Origin of the sequence: Salinarimonas rosea DSM 21201 (assembly GCF_000429045.1) — a bacterium.
In the GTDB taxonomy this organism is placed as follows: Bacteria; Pseudomonadota; Alphaproteobacteria; order Rhizobiales; family Beijerinckiaceae; genus Salinarimonas; species Salinarimonas rosea.
In genome coordinates this window covers 259,523-274,564 of sequence record NZ_AUBC01000001.1, presented here as the reverse complement: position 1 = coordinate 274,564, position 15,042 = coordinate 259,523, and the positions used below count along the sequence as shown (strand labels likewise).

The window sequence follows — 15,042 nt, the reverse complement described above, 5'->3', positions numbered from 1 at the left end:
CGACGACACACATGGCTCAGACGAGCGACAAGCCCCAGCGGGCGATCGAGCGCAGCGAGACGCCGGGGAAGATCTGGCTCCTCGTCGTCCTCGCGCTCGTGCTGCCCGGCGCCTTCTTCGGCCTCTCCTTCGTCACGAGCGAGCAGGCCCAGCCGCTGATCACGGCGCTGCTCGCGCTGCTCGCCATGGCGGGGGTGTTCTTCATCACCGCCTACGCCATCGGGGCCTTCGGCTTCTCCGCGCAGGGCACGCGCAACGACCTGACGAAGGCGATGGCGGATTCCTCCTCGGAGGGCCTCGTCGTCGTCGAGGGGGACGGGCGCGTCGCCTACGCCAACGAGGCCTACCTGTCCTTCGCCGGCGCCACCGAGCTCGCGGAGATCAAGACGGTCGAGCGCCTCTTCCTCGGCGCCCCGGAGGTGTCCGAGGCGATCTACCGCCTCGCCCAGGCGGCGCGCGAGGAGCGCGCGCTCGCCGAGGAGATCCGCCTCTCGCCGGCGCTCGGCGGGCGCGGGGAGTACGGCTGGTATCGCGTGCGCGTGCGCCCGCTGCCGCGCCCCGGCGCCAAGCCGGCGGTGCTCTGGTCGATCGCCGACGTGACGCACGAGCGCGAGCGCCACGAGAACGTCTTCCAGGAGCTCCAGCACGCGATCGACTACCTCGACCACGCGCCGGCGGGCTTCTTCTCGGTCGAGCCCGACGGCTCGGTCGCCTACATGAACGCCACGCTCGCCGCCTGGCTCGACCACGACCTCGCCAAGGTCGGCTCCGGCGGGCTCGCGCTCGAGGACATGGTTCCCCCCGACGCGGCGACGCTGCTCGCCTCGGTGGAGGGCGCGCCCGGCGAGGTGCGCACCGAGATCTTCGACCTCGACATGACGCGCCGCGCCGGCCAGGCGCTGCCCGCGCGGCTCTATCACCGCGTCGCCTTCGGCATGGAGGGCGAGCGCGGCGCCTCGCGCACGCTCGTGATCAACCGCTCGGCGGGCGAGGAGGGCTCGGCCGACGCCCAGCGCGCGGCGGAGGTGCGCTTCGCGCGCTTCTTCAACAACACGCCGATCGCCATCGCGACGCTCGGGCGCGAGGGCCGCATCCTGCGCGCCAACGCCCCGTTCGTGCGGCTGTTCGGCACGATGCCGCGCGCCGAGCCCGGCGGCGAGGAGCCGCGCCTCGTCCAGCGCGTGCTCGAGCGCGACCACGAGGCGCTCCAGGGCGCGCTCTCCGCCGCCGAGACCGCCCGCGCCACCGAGCCCGTCGAGGTCGGCATCGTCGGAGCGGGCGAGCGCTCGGCCCGGATCTGGACGAGCCCGGTCAACGAGACGGACGGGGAGGGCGAGGTCGCGATCGTCTACGCGCTCGAGACCACCGAGCAGCGCCAGCTCGAGACGCAGTTCGCCCAGGCGCAGAAGATGCAGGCCGTGGGCCAGCTCGCCGGCGGCGTCGCGCACGACTTCAACAACGTGCTCCAGGCGATCATCGGATACTCCGACCTTCTGCTCGCCAACCACAGGCCGACCGACCCGGCCTTCCAGGACATCATGCAGATCAAGCAGAACGCGAACCGGGCGGCGAGCCTGGTGCGCCAGCTGCTCGCCTTCTCGCGGCGCCAGACGCTGCGGCCCGAGGTGCTCGACCTCGGCGAGACGATGTCCGACCTGACGATGCTCCTCAAGCGCCTGCTGGGCGAGCGCGTCGAGCTCGACCTGCGCCACGGGCGCGACCTGTGGCCGATCCAGGCGGACGTGCACCAGCTCGAGCAGGTCGTCATCAACCTCGCGGTCAACGCCCGCGACGCGATGCCCGAAGGCGGGCGCCTCACGATCCGCACCGCCAACGTGCCGGCGGAGGAGGCGGCCCGCCTCGAGCGTCCGGGCATGCCGGCGGCGGACTACGTGCTGATCGAGGTGGCCGACACCGGCACCGGCATCCCGCCCGAGGTGATGGACAAGATCTTCGAGCCGTTCTTCACCACGAAGGAGATCGGCAAGGGCACCGGGCTCGGGCTCTCGACCGTGTTCGGCATCGTCAAGCAGTCGAACGGCTTCGTCTACGTCGATTCGACGCCGGGCGAGGGCGCCTCCTTCAAGGTCTACCTGCCGCGCCACCTGCAGACCTCCGCCGAGGTCGCGGCCGCGCGGCTGGGCCCGCTGGCGCGGTCCAACGCCGACCTCACCGGCCACGGGGTGGTTCTCCTCGTCGAGGACGAGGACCCGGTGCGCGCGGTGAACTCCCGCGCGCTCAAGGCCCGCGGCTACACCGTGCTCGAGGCCGCCTCCGGCGTCGAGGCGCTCGAGGCGATAGCGGAGTCCGAGGCGCCGGTCGATCTCGTCGTCTCCGACGTCGTGATGCCGGAGATGGACGGGCCGTCGCTCCTGCGCGAGCTGCGCAAGACGCACCCCGATCTCAAGGTCGTGTTCGTCTCGGGCTACGCCGAGGACGCCTTCAAGAAGAACCTCCCCGAGGGCGAGCACTTCGCCTTCCTGCCGAAGCCCTTCACGCTCAAGCAGCTGGTGGAGACGGTGAAGGAGACGATGGGCCGGTGAGGGGACGCCGGCGCCCGCGTCGGCTGCGGCGCCGGGGCCGACCTTTCCTGTGGACGCCGCGTCGATCCGCGGATCGCGGCGACCGGTCCGGGCGGGGCCGCGCCGCTCCGCGCGCGGGGCCCGGCGAGCCCGGGTGCGCGCTTCCCAAAGCCTTGCACAGCCGGTGCGCCGAGTGTGCCGCGGATTTTTCGTTCACTTTTCGTTTTGGGTCTTGCGCGGGAGAACGAAGCACGTACATTGCGGGGGTCGACGCCGCGTTGAGATTCGTCTCCACCCCGTGCAATAAGGGATTCGCGAAATGGCTCAGACCTCGCTGAGGCTGGTGGAAGGCTCCCCCATGGACAAGGACAAGACGAAGGCGCTCGACGCGGCGCTCTCGCAGATCGAGCGTGCGTTCGGCAAGGGCTCGATCATGCGGATGGGCAAGAACCAGCCGCTCGTCGAGATCGAGACCGTGTCGACGGGCTCTCTCGGGCTCGACGTGGCGCTCGGCGTCGGCGGCCTGCCGCGCGGGCGCATCGTCGAGATCTACGGTCCGGAGAGCTCGGGCAAGACCACGCTCGCCCTGCACACCATCGCCGAGGCGCAGAAGAAGGGCGGCGTGTGCGCCTTCGTCGACGCCGAGCACGCGCTCGACCCCGTCTACGCGCGCAAGCTCGGCGTGCAGCTCGACGACCTCCTGATCTCCCAGCCCGACACCGGCGAGCAGGCGCTCGAGATCACGGACACCCTGGTGCGCTCGGGCGCGGTCGACGTGCTCGTGGTCGATTCGGTCGCGGCGCTCACCCCGCGCGCGGAGATCGAGGGCGAGATGGGCGACGTGCAGCCGGGGCTGCAGGCGCGCCTGATGTCGCAGGCGCTGCGCAAGCTCACCGGCTCGATCTCGCGCTCGAAGACGATGGTGATCTTCATCAACCAGATCCGCATGAAGATCGGCGTGATGTACGGGTCGCCGGAGACGACGACGGGCGGCAACGCGCTGAAGTTCTATGCCTCCGTGCGCCTCGACATCCGCCGCACCTCGACGCTCAAGGACCGCGACGAGGCGATCGGCAACCAGGTGCGCGTCAAGGTCGTCAAGAACAAGGTCGCGCCGCCGTTCAAGCAGGTCGAGTTCGACATCATGTACGGCGAGGGCATCTCGAAGGTCGGCGAGCTGCTCGACCTCGGGGTGAAGGGCGGCATCGTCGAGAAGTCGGGCGCCTGGTTCTCCTACGACAGCCAGCGGCTGGGGCAGGGGCGCGAGAACGCCAAGACCTTCCTCAAGGACAATCCCGACGTCGCCAAGCGCATCGAGGACGCCATCCGCCAGAACTCCGGCGTGCTGGCCGACCGCATCCTCGACGAGGCGACGCCCACCGCCGAGGACCTCGACGAAGGCGAAGCCTGACGCGCCCTCCCGCCCTCTCGGGGCGGGGACGGCGAGCGCAGCGAGCCAGGGGCGGGGTCCCCGGCTCGACGGTCGGTGCTCCTGCCGGTGTCAGTCGGGCCCGTGCGGTGGTGCGCATCGCACGCGGTCGGGGATCCGTAGCGGGAAGGGCCGGCGTCCGGCCGTCCCGCGGCTCGGTCGGGGCCGGCGGCGAGGCACAATCGGCGAGGCCCGCGGGAGTGTGCCGTCAGCGGGCGAGGCGCGGCACGGCCGCCTGATCGGCGCTCCGGCTCCTGTCCCGCCAGCCCTCCAGCAGCGCGGGGCGCAGCGCGTCGATCCGCGGGAGCGCGGCGTCGCCGACCGGCGGTGGCGGCGGCGGGACGATGCCAGGGCGGAACTCCAGCTCGGCGAGGGGCGCGAGCAGCGCCGCATCGCGCGCGAGCACGTGCACCGGCACCGCGCGGGAGGCGTCCTCCCCGGTGATCAGCGGCGCCGGCTGGTGGTCGCCCATGACGACGACGACGGTGTCCGGCGAGAGCCGCTCGGCGACGAAGGCGGCCACCGCGTCGATGGAGTGGGCGACCGAGCGCGCGTACTGCACGCGCACCGCCTCGGGATCGCGCCAGACCTCGCGGGGATGCGGCGCGCCGTCGGTCCAGCGGCGGTAGATCGCGCCGTCCCCCAGCGCCGCCCAGGGCACGACCTCCGACACGGGGAGCCAGGGCGCATGGCTCGAGATCAGCGCGGCCACGGCGAAGACCGGCGGGCGATCGGGCGGATCGAGCTCCGTGCGGGCGAGGTGGTCGAGGGCGAACTGGTCGGGCACGATGCCCCAGTAGAAGGCCGGCCCGGCATAGCCCATGTCCTGCGCCTCGTAGGTGGCGTCGTAGCCGAGGAGCCGGCCTTCGGGCCAGGGCATGGTGATCGCCGGCATCGACTGCACCGTGCGATAGCCGGCGCGGGAGAAGTCGTCGACGAGGGTGCGCGGCTCCTCCGAGAGGAACAGCGCATAGAGCGTCTGGTCGTCGATGAAGCGTCCCGAGGAGACGCTGGCGTGGTTGAGCCAGGACTGCCCGCCCGCGCTCGCGGCGACGAGCCGCCCGGAGGCGACGGCGAAGCCGGCGTCGCGCACGCGCGCCTCGAATGCCGCCAGGCGCGGGGCGACGACCTGCGCGTAGGCGGGCTCGTCGAGCGCGGTGACGCCGTAGCTCTCGATGAAGACGAGCACGACGTCGCGCCCGTCGAGCGCGCCGAGCATCTCGCCGTCGGCAATGCCGTCCGCCGGGTCGCGGCCGAGATCGGCGCGGAAGGCGGCGCGTCGGCCGAGCGCGACGAGGAGGCCCTCCGCCTGGAGCGCCACCGTCAGGCTCGCGGAGCCGCCGACCGGACGCCAGCCGGGCAGGCTCTCCAGGAAGGCCTTCTGCCCGCCGTAGAGCGCGAGCGCGCCGGCGCCGAGCACGTACACGGTCCGCCGCGCCGGCGGCGCCGCGAACAGATCCGCGAGGCGCGACAGGCCCCAGGCGAGGGCGGCCCAGAGCGCGACGAGGCCGACCAGGAGGCCGGCCACGGCGCCCCAGGCCCGGACGGGGCCCAGCAGCGTGCGCGCGACGTCCATCGTCGCCGGCAGGAGCGAGACGTCGAGGTAGAGGTTGAGCGGGCGGTCGACGACCGAGCGTGCCGCGAGGTCGGCGATGCGGATCGCGACCAGCAGGACCAGGATCCCGGCGAGCGCGTGCACCAGCACCCGCGGCACCCGCCCGAGCCGCGCCCGCACCAGCGCCAGGACGGCGAACGCCGCACCGACCTCGAGCGCGAAGCCGAGGTGGAAGGCGCCGAACAGCGCGTCCGCGAAGGGCGGCAGGTTTACGGCGAGGCTCGCCACGAACCACGCCGCGAGGAGGAGCGCCGCCGCCGCGAGGGGGGAGGAGAACACGCGCGTCATCGAGGATCCTTCGCCGTCGACGGGAGCTTACGCGCGAGAGGCGGGAGTGGATGGGGGGAAGTCAAGCGGCGCAGCCGTGCTAGGTGCCGAGGACGCGCAGGCCGAGGCCGCGTGCCGCGGCGTCGAGCCGCTTGTCGCAGGTGGCGAGCGGCAAACGCCGCCGCAGCGCGACCTCGAGATAGGCGGCGTCGTAGACCGTCAGGCCATGGTCGTGCGCGAGCGTCCGTGTCGCGTTCCAGGCGTGATCGGCCGTCTCCGCGTCTATCTCGATCTCCAGCTCGACGAGGTCGGCGATCGCCTGATCGGCGAACGCCATCGTACAGCGGCCACGCCTCACGGACATCCGCAGGACGTTCGCCACCTCCAGCTTCCAAAGCGAGGGCACGATCGCGCCGCGCTCGATCGCATGATCCATGATGGCGCGGCCGGCAGGTGTCTGCTCGTCTTCGAAGAACCAGGAGAGCGCCATCGAGGCGTCGAGAACGATCACTCGCCGCGCCGTCCTTCGTCGAGCATCTCGCGAATGCTCAGCCCGTCGAGGCGCACGCCTCGGCTGCGTGCAAGGATGCGCGCCCCTGCTTCTCTCGCCTTGCGAATCGTCTCTTCCGACCGGCCCGGGTGGATTACGACGGTGCCGTTCTCCACCGTGCACTCGACCTCGGCACCCTTCGACAGCCCGGCCGCGCGCACGACGTCGGCGGGGAGCCGGACGGCGAGGCTCTTGCCCCATTGCCCGATGGTTGACTTCGTCATCGCGGCCTCCTCGCGCCCCTCGCCTCGCCGCGGCTGCACCCCGCCGGCGCCGGCTCGAGCGGATCGCCGATCGCAGGGTGATATCCCTAGGATATCCATCGCCGGCGCGCAAGCCGCCGCACGCGCGCGCAACCGGCCCCGTCGTCCTGCGGCGTTCCCCTCGCCGCGTCCTTCCGCTAATCCTATCCCGCTCGCGGGCGCTCTCGCCCGCCGTGGGAGACCCGAGGCATGATCGACAAGATCGTCCCGACGCCGGAGGCCGCCGTCGAGGGCATCCGCGACGGCGCGACCGTTCTCGTGGGCGGGTTCGGGACGGCGGGGATGCCGTTCGCGCTCCTCGACGCCCTCATCGCCCAGGGCGCGACGGACCTCACCATCGTCTCCAACAACGCCGGCAACGGCGACGCCGGCCTCGCCGCCCTCATCGCGGCGCGCCGGGTGCGCAAGGTGATCTGCTCGTTCCCGCGCCAGCACGACAGCTGGCACTTCGACCGGCAGTACCGGGCGGGTGAGATCGAGCTCGAGGTCGTGCCGCAGGGCAACCTCGCCGAGCGCATCCGCGCCGCGGGCGCGGGCATCGGCGCGTTCTTCACGCCCACCGGCTACGGCACCCTTCTCGCCGAGGGCAAGGAGACGCGCACCATCGACGGGCGCGACTACGTGCTCGAGTACCCGATCCGTGCCGACGTGGCGCTGATCAAGGCGCGCGCCGGCGATCGGCACGGCAACCTCGTCTACGCCAAGACCGCGCGCAATTTCGGGCCGATCATGGCGAGCGCCGCCGCGCTGACGATCGCGCAGGTCTCCGAGGTGGTGCCGCTCGGCGCCCTCGACCCCGAGTGCGTGGTCACCCCCGGCATCTTCGTCTCGCGCGTCGTCGTCGCGCACGAGGCGACGCCCCCGTCCTGGTGAGGTCACGTCATGAACAAGCTCGACCGCGACGCCATGGCCGCTCGCGTCGCCCGCGACATCCCGGACGGCGCCTACGTCAACCTCGGCATCGGCCTGCCGACCCTGGTCGCCGACCATCTGCCCGAGGGGCGCGAGATCGTGCTCCATACCGAGAACGGGCTCCTCGGCATGGGTCCGCGCCCCGCGGCGGGGCACGAGGACCCGGAGCTGATCAACGCCGGCAAGCGGCCGGTGACGACGCTGCCCGGCGCGTCCTTCTTCCACCACGCCGATTCCTTCGCGATGATGCGTGGCGGCCACCTCGACATCTGCGTGCTGGGCGCCTTCGAGGTCTCCGTCGGGGGCGACCTCGCCAACTGGCACACCGGCAAGCCGGATGCGATCCCCGCCGTCGGCGGCGCGATGGATCTCGCGATCGGCGCCAAGCGCGTCTTCGTGCTGATGGAAGCCCTGACCAAGGAGGGCCGGCCGAAGCTCGTGCGGGAATGCGCCTACCCGCTCACGGGCAGGGCCTGCGTCTCGCGCGTCTACACCGACCTCGCGACCTTCGATCTGCGGCCGGACGGTGTCGTCGCGCGCGATCTCGTCGAGGGGCTGGACATCGACGCGCTGCGGCGCCTCGTGGATCTCGACCTCCGCGCGGGGTGAGCCGCGCGCTTCAGGCGTGCAGCGGCCCGTCCTCCGGCGTGCCGAGGAAATTGCCGTGGAAGCCGAGGGTGACGATCTCCGGCGCCTCGGCCCGGGCGATCTCCGCGAGCGTCGCGGCGTCGAGGACGAGCAGGAACGAGCGCTCGGCGCGGGCGTCGAGCACGACCGAGAGCAGCACGCCGTCGTCCTCCCGCTCGCTTCCCGGACGACGCACGAGGACCGGTTCGCCGGGCCAGGCGCCGTCCTCGCGCCAGACGCGGGCATTGGTCGCCGCGTCGCCGGCGAGGTCGATCTTCACGATCGAATCGAGGAAGTCGGCACCGGCCTGGCCGTTGCCCCAGACGTACCGGTACGGGCGGCCCTGGCGCCGCGGGTAGTCGATGCGCGGCAGCTCGATCGGCGTGTCGGACAGGGTGTGCACGGACACCTCGCCACCGCCCGCCGGCAGCGTCAGCCGCACGAGCCGGCCGACGGCGTGCACCGGCTCGCTCCCGCGCAGCCGGGCGAGATAGAGCGCGTCGATGACGGACGCGTCGTCGTAGGCGACGAGGTCGATCTCCAGCGTATCCCCGCGCTCCACCGCGTTGACGTGATGGAAGGCGAAGAGCGGCGGCGCCGTCCAGCGCCCGACGCCGGCGCCGGTCTCCTTGTCGATCGCGGTGAGCGTCGTCCCCCGCGCCGGGTCCCAGCGGTAGTTGCGGATGAAGGGCGCGCCCGAGAGGTACAGCCGCAGGGGGTTCACCACGAAGGGGAACTCGGCCAGCACCAGCCGTCTCTCGCTCATGCCGAACGAATGCATGTAGGACGGCCGCTCCACGGGGATGCGGGCGAGCTCGCGCTCGACGCCCGCGTCGTCGACCGCGTGGACGTGGTAGGCCGAGCGCCGGCCGAAGGAGATCAGGTAGGTGTAGGCGCGGGTGCCGTCGTGGTGCGGATGCGCCGTCGAGACCGAGCCCTCGACGGACGCGCCGAAGTCGTGGACGCCGAGCGTCTCCAGCGTGCACGGGTCGAAGCGCACGGGAAGCCGCGTCTCCGTGAGCGCGACGATCTCGCCGCCGATGCGGTTGACGCCGACGACGGCATTGTCGGTGACGGTGGGCTCGAGGATCGCCTGCACGCGGCCGAACAGGCTGCGGCACGGGTCGGTTGCGAACTCCGCGTAGACGATCCGCCCGGCGCGGGTCGCCTCCTCGTAGGCGCGCGAGCGCAGGAAGCGGCTGCGATAGGTCACCCGCCCGTCGGCGACGGCGAACCGGTGGAGCCGCGCGAGGCCGTCGAACCAGTGTGCGTAGCGCTGCTCGCCCACCTCGAACAGCGCCGGCGCGACGCGCAGCAGCGCGCCGCAGAGCCAGCCCGGGAGCGTCCCGCGCACGGCGAGCGCGACGTCCGCGACCTCCCGCGTCGTCGACCGGAAGCCGGCGGCGTAGGGAGCCGCATCCTCGGGCGATTCGCTCATCGACGTCCTCGGCGTCGCGCCGGCTTCGAAAACCCGGCGCATCGGTGGGCGGTTCCGGCCCGCGATGCCTGCTCGCTCCCGGTGCCGAACCGGCGCGAAGCCTCGCACGGCGCCGACCCGGATGGCCACACCTCTCGACGATTCGCCACACGCCGGCCGAAACGCGCGCCGCTTTCCCCGATGCGCGCAGAACGGGTCCAGCACGGTCGGCAGGGCACGCTCGCACGCGTCGCGCGATCACCGACGCCGCCTTGGTTTCGCCGTGCGCGGCGCGCAAAGCCCCGGGCTCTCGGCGGACCCTCGCCGGACCCTCCCCCGATTTGACATTCGCACCCGGATTGCCGAGATGACCCGCGCCGCCGGAGCCGCTCGATGACGACACTCTCCCTCAACCGGGACGGAAGCTTTCCCGAGCCCGACCGCGGCACGCCCGGGGGACGTCTGCTTTCGTTCGCGGAAGGGGGGCACGGACGCGCGGCCTTCCTCCTCGTGCTGATCTGCCTCGCCTGCTTCCTGCCCGGCTTCGTCTCGCTCCAGCCGATGGACCGCGACGAGCCGCGCTACGCCCAGGCGACGAAGCAGATGCTGGAGACCGGGGACGTCGTCGACATCCGCTTCCAGGAGGAGGCCCGCCACAAGAAGCCGGTGGGCATCTACTGGATGCAGGCGGCCGCCGTCTCCGCCGCCGATGCGGTCGGTATCGCGGACGCGCGCACCACGATCGCCGCCTACCGCGTGCCCTCGCTGGCGGGCGCCATCGCGGCGACGCTCCTGACCTACTGGGCCGCGCTGGCGCTCGCGCGTCGGCGGGAGGCCTTCCTCGCAGCGGCGCTCGTCGGCGCGAGCGTGATCCTGATGGTCGAGGCCCGGCTCGCCAAGACGGACGCGGTGCTCCTCGCCTGCAGCGTCGCGACCATGGGGGCGCTCGCCCGCGCCTGGCTCGCGCGCGGGGCGGTGCGCCTGCCGACGTCCGTATTCCTCGCCTTCTGGCTCGGGATCGGCATCGGGGTGCTGGTGAAGGGGCCGCTCGTGCTGCTCTTCGCCGGGCTGCCGGCGATCGCGCTGTCGCTCCACGAGCGGTCGGCCCGCTGGCTCTGGGCGCTGCGCCCGCTGCCCGGCCTGGCGCTCGCGCTGGCGATCGCGGCGCCGTGGTTCGTGATGATCGCCCTGCGCTCGGGCGCGGACTTCTTCGCCGCCTCGGCGGGGCAGGACCTGCTCGGCAAGGTCGGCACGGCGCAGACCTACCATTGGGCGCCGCCGGGCTTCTACCTCCTCGTCTTCTTCGCCACGTTCTGGCCCGGCGCGCTGATGGCGGCGATCGGCGCGGAGTTCGCCTGGATCAACCGACGGGTCCGCGAGGGGGCCTTCCTCGTCGCCTGGGTCGTGCCCGCCTGGATCGCGCTCGAGCTCGTGCCGACGAAGCTACCGCACTACACGATGCCGCTCTATCCCGCGCTGGCGATCGCGGCGGCGCTCGGCATCGGACGCGGCTTCGTCGGACCCTACCGGCGACGCTTCCGCATCTTCGGCTTCCTCCTCGCCCTGGTTCCGGTCGGCCTCCTGATCGGCCTGCCGATCGCCGCCTGGATGCTGGGCGATCGGCTCGGCGTCGCCGCCCTCGCTGCGCTCGCCGTCGCCGCCGTCCTCGGGCTCGCGGCCTGGCGGCTGTGGGCGAAGGCGCGGGTCGAGGACGCGACGCTCGCCGGAATCGTCTCCGCGATGGCGCTCTCGGTCGCCGTCTTCGGCTTCGCGCAGAAGGACCTCGCGGCTCTGAAGCTGTCGCCGAACCTCGCCGCGGCCGCGGAGCGCGCCGTCGCACGCGACGTCTCCTGCCCGAGCCCGCGTGTGGGGACGCTCGGCTATCGCGAGCCGAGCCTCGTCTTCCTCGCCGGCACGGATCTCGCCATGCTCGACGGGCCGGAGGCCGCGGCGCGCTTCCTCGCGGACGGCGATTGCCGCGTCGTCCTGGTGACGGACGCCTTCGAGGTCGGCTTCGGCCAGGCGCTCGCGCAGGCGGGTCTCGCGGCGGTCCAGGCCGAGCGGGTGCTCGGCTTCAACATCAACGGCGGCGATCCGCTCGGCATCGGCGTCTACACGCGCGCAGGGGAGGGGACGCGATGAGCGGCCCAGCGAGCGCGGCCTCGGCCGATCGCGCCGTCCTGCCGGCGCCGGTGCTCTCCGTCGTCGTGCCGGTCAAGAACGAGGCCGGCAACGTTCTGCCCTTGATCGCGGAGATCGAGGCGGCCTGCGCGCCGCTCGGCGCCTTCGAGATCGTCTACGTCGACGACGGCTCGACCGACGCCACCGCCGCGGAGCTCGCCGCCGCCCGGGCGACGCGCCCTCACCTGCGCGTCGTCCGCCACGCGGCGAGCTGCGGCCAGAGCGCTGCCGTCCGCTCGGGAATCCGCGCCGCCCGCGCGCCGCTCGTCGCGACGATCGACGGCGACGGGCAGAACGACCCGGCCTTCATCCCCGCCCTCGTGGCCGCGCTGGAGGCCGGCGGCCCGCGCTGCGGCCTGTGCGCCGGGCAGCGCACGAGCCGCAAGGGCCGCTTCAAGGCGTTCCAGTCGCGCATCGCCAACGGCGTGCGCCGGCGCGTGCTGGCCGACGCGACGCGCGACACCGGCTGCGGGCTCAAGGTCGTGCGGCGCGACGTCTACCTGATGCTGCCCTATTTCGACGCGCTCCACCGCTTCATGCCGGCCCTCGTCGCGCGGGAGGGCTACGGCGTGGTCCACGTCGACGTGAAGGACCGCCCGCGCCTCGCCGGCACGTCGAAATACGGCATGCTCGACCGGCTGTTCGTCGGCATCCTCGACCTCGCGGGCGTGTGGTGGCTGATCCGGCGCCGTCGGCGCATCGCCGACGCGCGCGAGGTTTCCGCGCCGGAGATCCCGGCACCCGAGCGCAACGTCAACGTGGGTTCCCCCATCTCGGAAGGGTCGTCTCGATGATCGCCAACCTGATCAACGATCTGGGCGGGCGCCTGCACACGATCTTCATCGATAGCTTCGACATGGTCGTGCTGATCGGGCTGCTCGGCCAGCTGCTGTTCACCGCCCGCTTCGTGGTCCAGTGGATCGCGAGCGAGCGGGCCGGCAAGAGCGTCGTGCCGATCTCGTTCTGGTTCTTCTCGCTGGGCGGCGGCTTCATCCTGCTCGGCTACGCCGTCTACCGGCAGGACCCGGTCTTCATCATCGGGCAGGCGCTGGGATCCTTGATCTACATGCGCAACCTGATGCTCATCGCCAAGTCGAAGCGCGAGACCCGCTCCCTGACCTCGTGAGGGGGAGCGAGCCGCACATGCGCGATCCGCGCGACACGCCCGCCTTCGCGAACGACCTCGACGCGATGCGTGCGCACGCCTGGCGGCAGCTGGCGCGCGGGGTGGAGGATCGTCGCTCGCCCTTCCACGCGCCCACGGTGGCGACGGTCGGCCTCGACGGCCGCCCACGCCTGCGCACGGTGGTGCTGCGGGGCGTCGAGCCGGCGCGGGCGCGCCTGCGCTTCCACACGGACACGCGCTCCGAGAAGGTCGCCGAGCTGCGCCGCGACGCCCGCATCGCGCTCCACGCCTACGATCCCGTGGCAAAGCTGCAGGTCCGCATCGAGGGCGCGGCCGTCCTGCACACGGCCGACGCCCTCGCGGAGGAGGCCTGGCGCGGCTCGCGCATGGCGAGCCGCGCCTGCTATGCGACGCAGCCCGCGCCCGGCAGGGCGATCGCAGTGCCGGACGGCTTCGACCTGCCGGAGAGCGAGGACGCGATCCTGGCCGGGCGCGCGCAGTTCTGCGCGGTCGAGATCGTCGCCGAGACCCTCGAGACGCTCTGGCTCGCCCGCGACGGCCACCGCCGCGCCCGCTTCGTGCGCCGCCCGGACGGCTCCGCGGAGGCCGACTGTCAAGAGGCTACCTGGGAAGACGCCACCTGGCTCGTGCCGTGAGCCTCAGCCGGCGGCTGCGCGGAGCCGCGCGAATCCCGCGTCGAGGTCCTCCTGGAGGTCGGCGACGTCCTCGAGGCCGATCGAGAAGCGCAGGAGCGGCCCCTCGTGCGCGAAGCGGGTGGCCGTGCGGGTCTTGTTCGGATCGAAGGGAATGACGAGGCTCTCGAAGCCCGCCCACGAGAAACCCATGCCGAACAGGCGCAGCCCGTCGAGCATCGCCGCGAGCGCGGGGGTGGAGACCGGCTCGAGCTCGAGCGAGAACAGGCCCGAGGCGCCGCGGAAGTCGCGCTTCCAGATCTCGTGGCCGGTATGCCCCGGCATCGCCGGGTGCAGCACGCGGCGGACCTCCGGGCGCGCGGCGAGCCAGTGCGCCATCGCGAGCCCCTGCCGCTCGGCCTCCCCGAGGCGAAGCTTCATGCTGCGCATGCCGCGCAACGCGAGAAAGACGTCCTCCGGGCCGGCGCAGTTCGCGAACAGGTCGAAGGTCTTGCGCAGGCGCGGCCAGTGCTCGGCATTGGCCGAGACCATGCCGAGCAGGAGGTCGGAGCCGCCGGAGAGGTACTTCGTGCCGGCCTCGATCGCGAGATCCGCGCCGCGCGCATGCGGCGGGTAGAGGAGCGGCGTCGCCCAGGTGTTGTCGAGGACGACGCCGACGCCCTTCTCCCGGGCCGCCGCCGCCATCGTGGGCACGTCCTGCACCTCGAGCGTCAGCGAGCCCGGCGTCTCCAGGAAGAGGACCCTGGTGTTCGGGCGGATCAGCGCGGCGATGCCCTCGCCGATCATCGGATCGAAGTAGGTCGTCTCGACACCGAGCCCGGAGAGCATCTCGTCGCAGAAGGCGCGCGTCGGCCAGTAGACGTTGTCGGTGACGAGGACGTGATCTCCCGACCGCACCAGGCTGAGCAGCGCGAGCGAGATCGCGCCGAGGCCCGAGGGGGCGAGCACCGTGCCGGCGGCGCCCGAAAGCTCCGTCCATGCGCTCTCCAGCGCCTCCGTCGTGGGCGTGCCGCGCGTTCCGTAGACGTAACGTCCGCGCCGGTTGAGGAGATCGTCCATCGTGGGGAAAAGCACGGTCGATCCGCGATAGATCGGCGTATTCACGAAGCCGTGCTGCGTGGACGGGTCGCGTCCTGCGTGAACCAGCCGGGTGCCGTCTCTCCAGCTCGACCGTGCATTTTCTTCCGTCATTTGCATCCTCGACTTGCATCACGCGCGGGCAACCTTTGCTTAGCATCCCGCGCGTCGTGAAAAAATACCCGTTTCGGCTCAGCCCACATGCTCATCGGCACTTGACCGCGTCGGACCCCTGGCCTGAGATGCGGGCGTGACGCGACCCGCGGGCGCTCGGCGATTGGGCGAAGGCGACATCGGCATTGACGCACGAACACGACAGCGCCAGAGAAGTGCCCGGAGCGCCGACCTGCGCACGTAGCAGGACGGGTCGCGCCATCAGAGGGGCTGACTTGCTCGACGGGTC

General features: G+C 72.3%; 13 protein-coding genes. 8 read left to right on the top strand and 5 right to left on the bottom strand.

The features are described 5' to 3' along the window. Positions 1-11 precede the first annotated feature (11 nt). Positions 12-2,543, top strand: a complete 2,532-nt coding sequence (gene cckA / locus G407_RS0101355) for a cell cycle histidine kinase CckA (protein WP_029029363.1) — start codon at positions 12-14, stop codon at positions 2,541-2,543. Positions 2,544-2,841: 298 nt separating this feature from the next. Then, complete coding sequence (gene recA, locus G407_RS0101350) at positions 2,842-3,933, top strand: recombinase RecA (RefSeq protein WP_029029362.1); 1,092 nt, start codon at positions 2,842-2,844, stop codon at positions 3,931-3,933. A gap of 226 nt (positions 3,934-4,159) precedes the next feature. Here recA and G407_RS25070 read toward each other — a convergent pair whose 3' ends face one another. The 3 genes from G407_RS25070 to G407_RS25065 form a co-directional block, all read right to left on the bottom strand. Continuing rightward, positions 4,160-5,854 (bottom strand): sulfatase-like hydrolase/transferase, encoded by a 1,695-nt coding sequence (locus G407_RS25070; RefSeq protein ID WP_052340808.1) that lies wholly within the window; start codon positions 5,852-5,854, stop codon positions 4,160-4,162. A gap of 79 nt (positions 5,855-5,933) precedes the next feature. Beyond that, positions 5,934-6,344, bottom strand: coding sequence for a type II toxin-antitoxin system VapC family toxin (locus G407_RS0101340; protein WP_029029361.1), 411 nt, complete (start codon positions 6,342-6,344; stop codon positions 5,934-5,936). After that, complete coding sequence (locus tag G407_RS25065; RefSeq protein ID WP_169728751.1) at positions 6,341-6,607, bottom strand: AbrB/MazE/SpoVT family DNA-binding domain-containing protein; 267 nt, start codon at positions 6,605-6,607, stop codon at positions 6,341-6,343. The genes G407_RS0101340 and G407_RS25065 overlap by 4 nt, the downstream gene beginning before the upstream one ends. Before the next feature lie 231 nt (positions 6,608-6,838). Here G407_RS25065 and G407_RS0101330 point away from each other — a divergent pair, with 231 nt between their 5' ends. Both G407_RS0101330 and G407_RS0101325 read left to right on the top strand, forming a co-directional pair. Next, complete coding sequence (locus tag G407_RS0101330; RefSeq protein WP_210163058.1) at positions 6,839-7,519, top strand: 3-oxoacid CoA-transferase subunit A; 681 nt, start codon at positions 6,839-6,841, stop codon at positions 7,517-7,519. Between the two features lie 9 nt (positions 7,520-7,528). Next, on the top strand, positions 7,529-8,167 hold the full coding sequence (locus tag G407_RS0101325) for a 3-oxoacid CoA-transferase subunit B (RefSeq protein ID WP_029029359.1): 639 nt from the start codon (positions 7,529-7,531) through the stop codon (positions 8,165-8,167). Between the two features lie 10 nt (positions 8,168-8,177). Here G407_RS0101325 and G407_RS25060 read toward each other — a convergent pair whose 3' ends face one another. Beyond that, positions 8,178-9,623, bottom strand: a complete 1,446-nt coding sequence (locus G407_RS25060; protein WP_043538714.1) for a carotenoid oxygenase family protein — start codon at positions 9,621-9,623, stop codon at positions 8,178-8,180. A gap of 372 nt (positions 9,624-9,995) precedes the next feature. Between G407_RS25060 and G407_RS25055 the strand changes: the two genes are divergently transcribed. From G407_RS25055 to G407_RS25050, 4 genes are read left to right on the top strand one after another with little or no spacing between them, the layout of a single operon-like run. Continuing rightward, positions 9,996-11,744 carry an ArnT family glycosyltransferase gene (locus G407_RS25055; protein ID WP_052340807.1) on the top strand — a complete coding sequence of 583 codons (1,749 nt, stop codon included), beginning with the start codon at positions 9,996-9,998 and terminating at the stop codon, positions 11,742-11,744. After that, the gene (locus tag G407_RS0101310) at positions 11,741-12,577 is read left to right on the top strand and encodes a glycosyltransferase (protein ID WP_052340806.1); all 837 of its coding nucleotides are present in this window, start codon (positions 11,741-11,743) and stop codon (positions 12,575-12,577) included. Before G407_RS25055 ends, G407_RS0101310 begins: the two co-directional genes overlap by 4 nt. Beyond that, the gene (locus G407_RS0101305) at positions 12,574-12,909 is read left to right on the top strand and encodes a lipid-A-disaccharide synthase N-terminal domain-containing protein (RefSeq protein ID WP_043538621.1); all 336 of its coding nucleotides are present in this window, start codon (positions 12,574-12,576) and stop codon (positions 12,907-12,909) included. The genes G407_RS0101310 and G407_RS0101305 overlap by 4 nt, the downstream gene beginning before the upstream one ends. A 17-nt stretch (positions 12,910-12,926) precedes the next feature. Next, on the top strand, positions 12,927-13,565 hold the full coding sequence (locus tag G407_RS25050; protein ID WP_052340805.1) for a pyridoxamine 5'-phosphate oxidase family protein: 639 nt from the start codon (positions 12,927-12,929) through the stop codon (positions 13,563-13,565). A 3-nt stretch (positions 13,566-13,568) separates the two neighbouring features. Here G407_RS25050 and metC read toward each other — a convergent pair whose 3' ends face one another. Beyond that, on the bottom strand, positions 13,569-14,753 hold the full coding sequence (gene metC / locus G407_RS0101295; protein ID WP_029029356.1) for a cystathionine beta-lyase: 1,185 nt from the start codon (positions 14,751-14,753) through the stop codon (positions 13,569-13,571). Between the last annotated feature and the right edge of the window lie 289 nt (positions 14,754-15,042).

Coding starts and splice junctions, on each gene's coding strand:
- G407_RS0101325 (WP_029029359.1), top strand. CDS start 7,529: ATGAACAAGCTCGACCGCGACGCCATGGCCGCTCGCGTCGCCCGCGAC.
- G407_RS25065 (WP_169728751.1), bottom strand. CDS start 6,607: ATGACGAAGTCAACCATCGGGCAATGGGGCAAGAGCCTCGCCGTCCGG.
- G407_RS0101310 (WP_052340806.1), top strand. CDS start 11,741: ATGAGCGGCCCAGCGAGCGCGGCCTCGGCCGATCGCGCCGTCCTGCCG.
- recA (WP_029029362.1), top strand. CDS start 2,842: ATGGCTCAGACCTCGCTGAGGCTGGTGGAAGGCTCCCCCATGGACAAG.
- G407_RS0101305 (WP_043538621.1), top strand. CDS start 12,574: ATGATCGCCAACCTGATCAACGATCTGGGCGGGCGCCTGCACACGATC.
- G407_RS25060 (WP_043538714.1), bottom strand. CDS start 9,623: ATGAGCGAATCGCCCGAGGATGCGGCTCCCTACGCCGCCGGCTTCCGG.
- G407_RS25055 (WP_052340807.1), top strand. CDS start 9,996: ATGACGACACTCTCCCTCAACCGGGACGGAAGCTTTCCCGAGCCCGAC.
- metC (WP_029029356.1), bottom strand. CDS start 14,753: ATGACGGAAGAAAATGCACGGTCGAGCTGGAGAGACGGCACCCGGCTG.
- G407_RS25070 (WP_052340808.1), bottom strand. CDS start 5,854: ATGACGCGCGTGTTCTCCTCCCCCCTCGCGGCGGCGGCGCTCCTCCTC.
- G407_RS25050 (WP_052340805.1), top strand. CDS start 12,927: ATGCGCGATCCGCGCGACACGCCCGCCTTCGCGAACGACCTCGACGCG.
- cckA (WP_029029363.1), top strand. CDS start 12: ATGGCTCAGACGAGCGACAAGCCCCAGCGGGCGATCGAGCGCAGCGAG.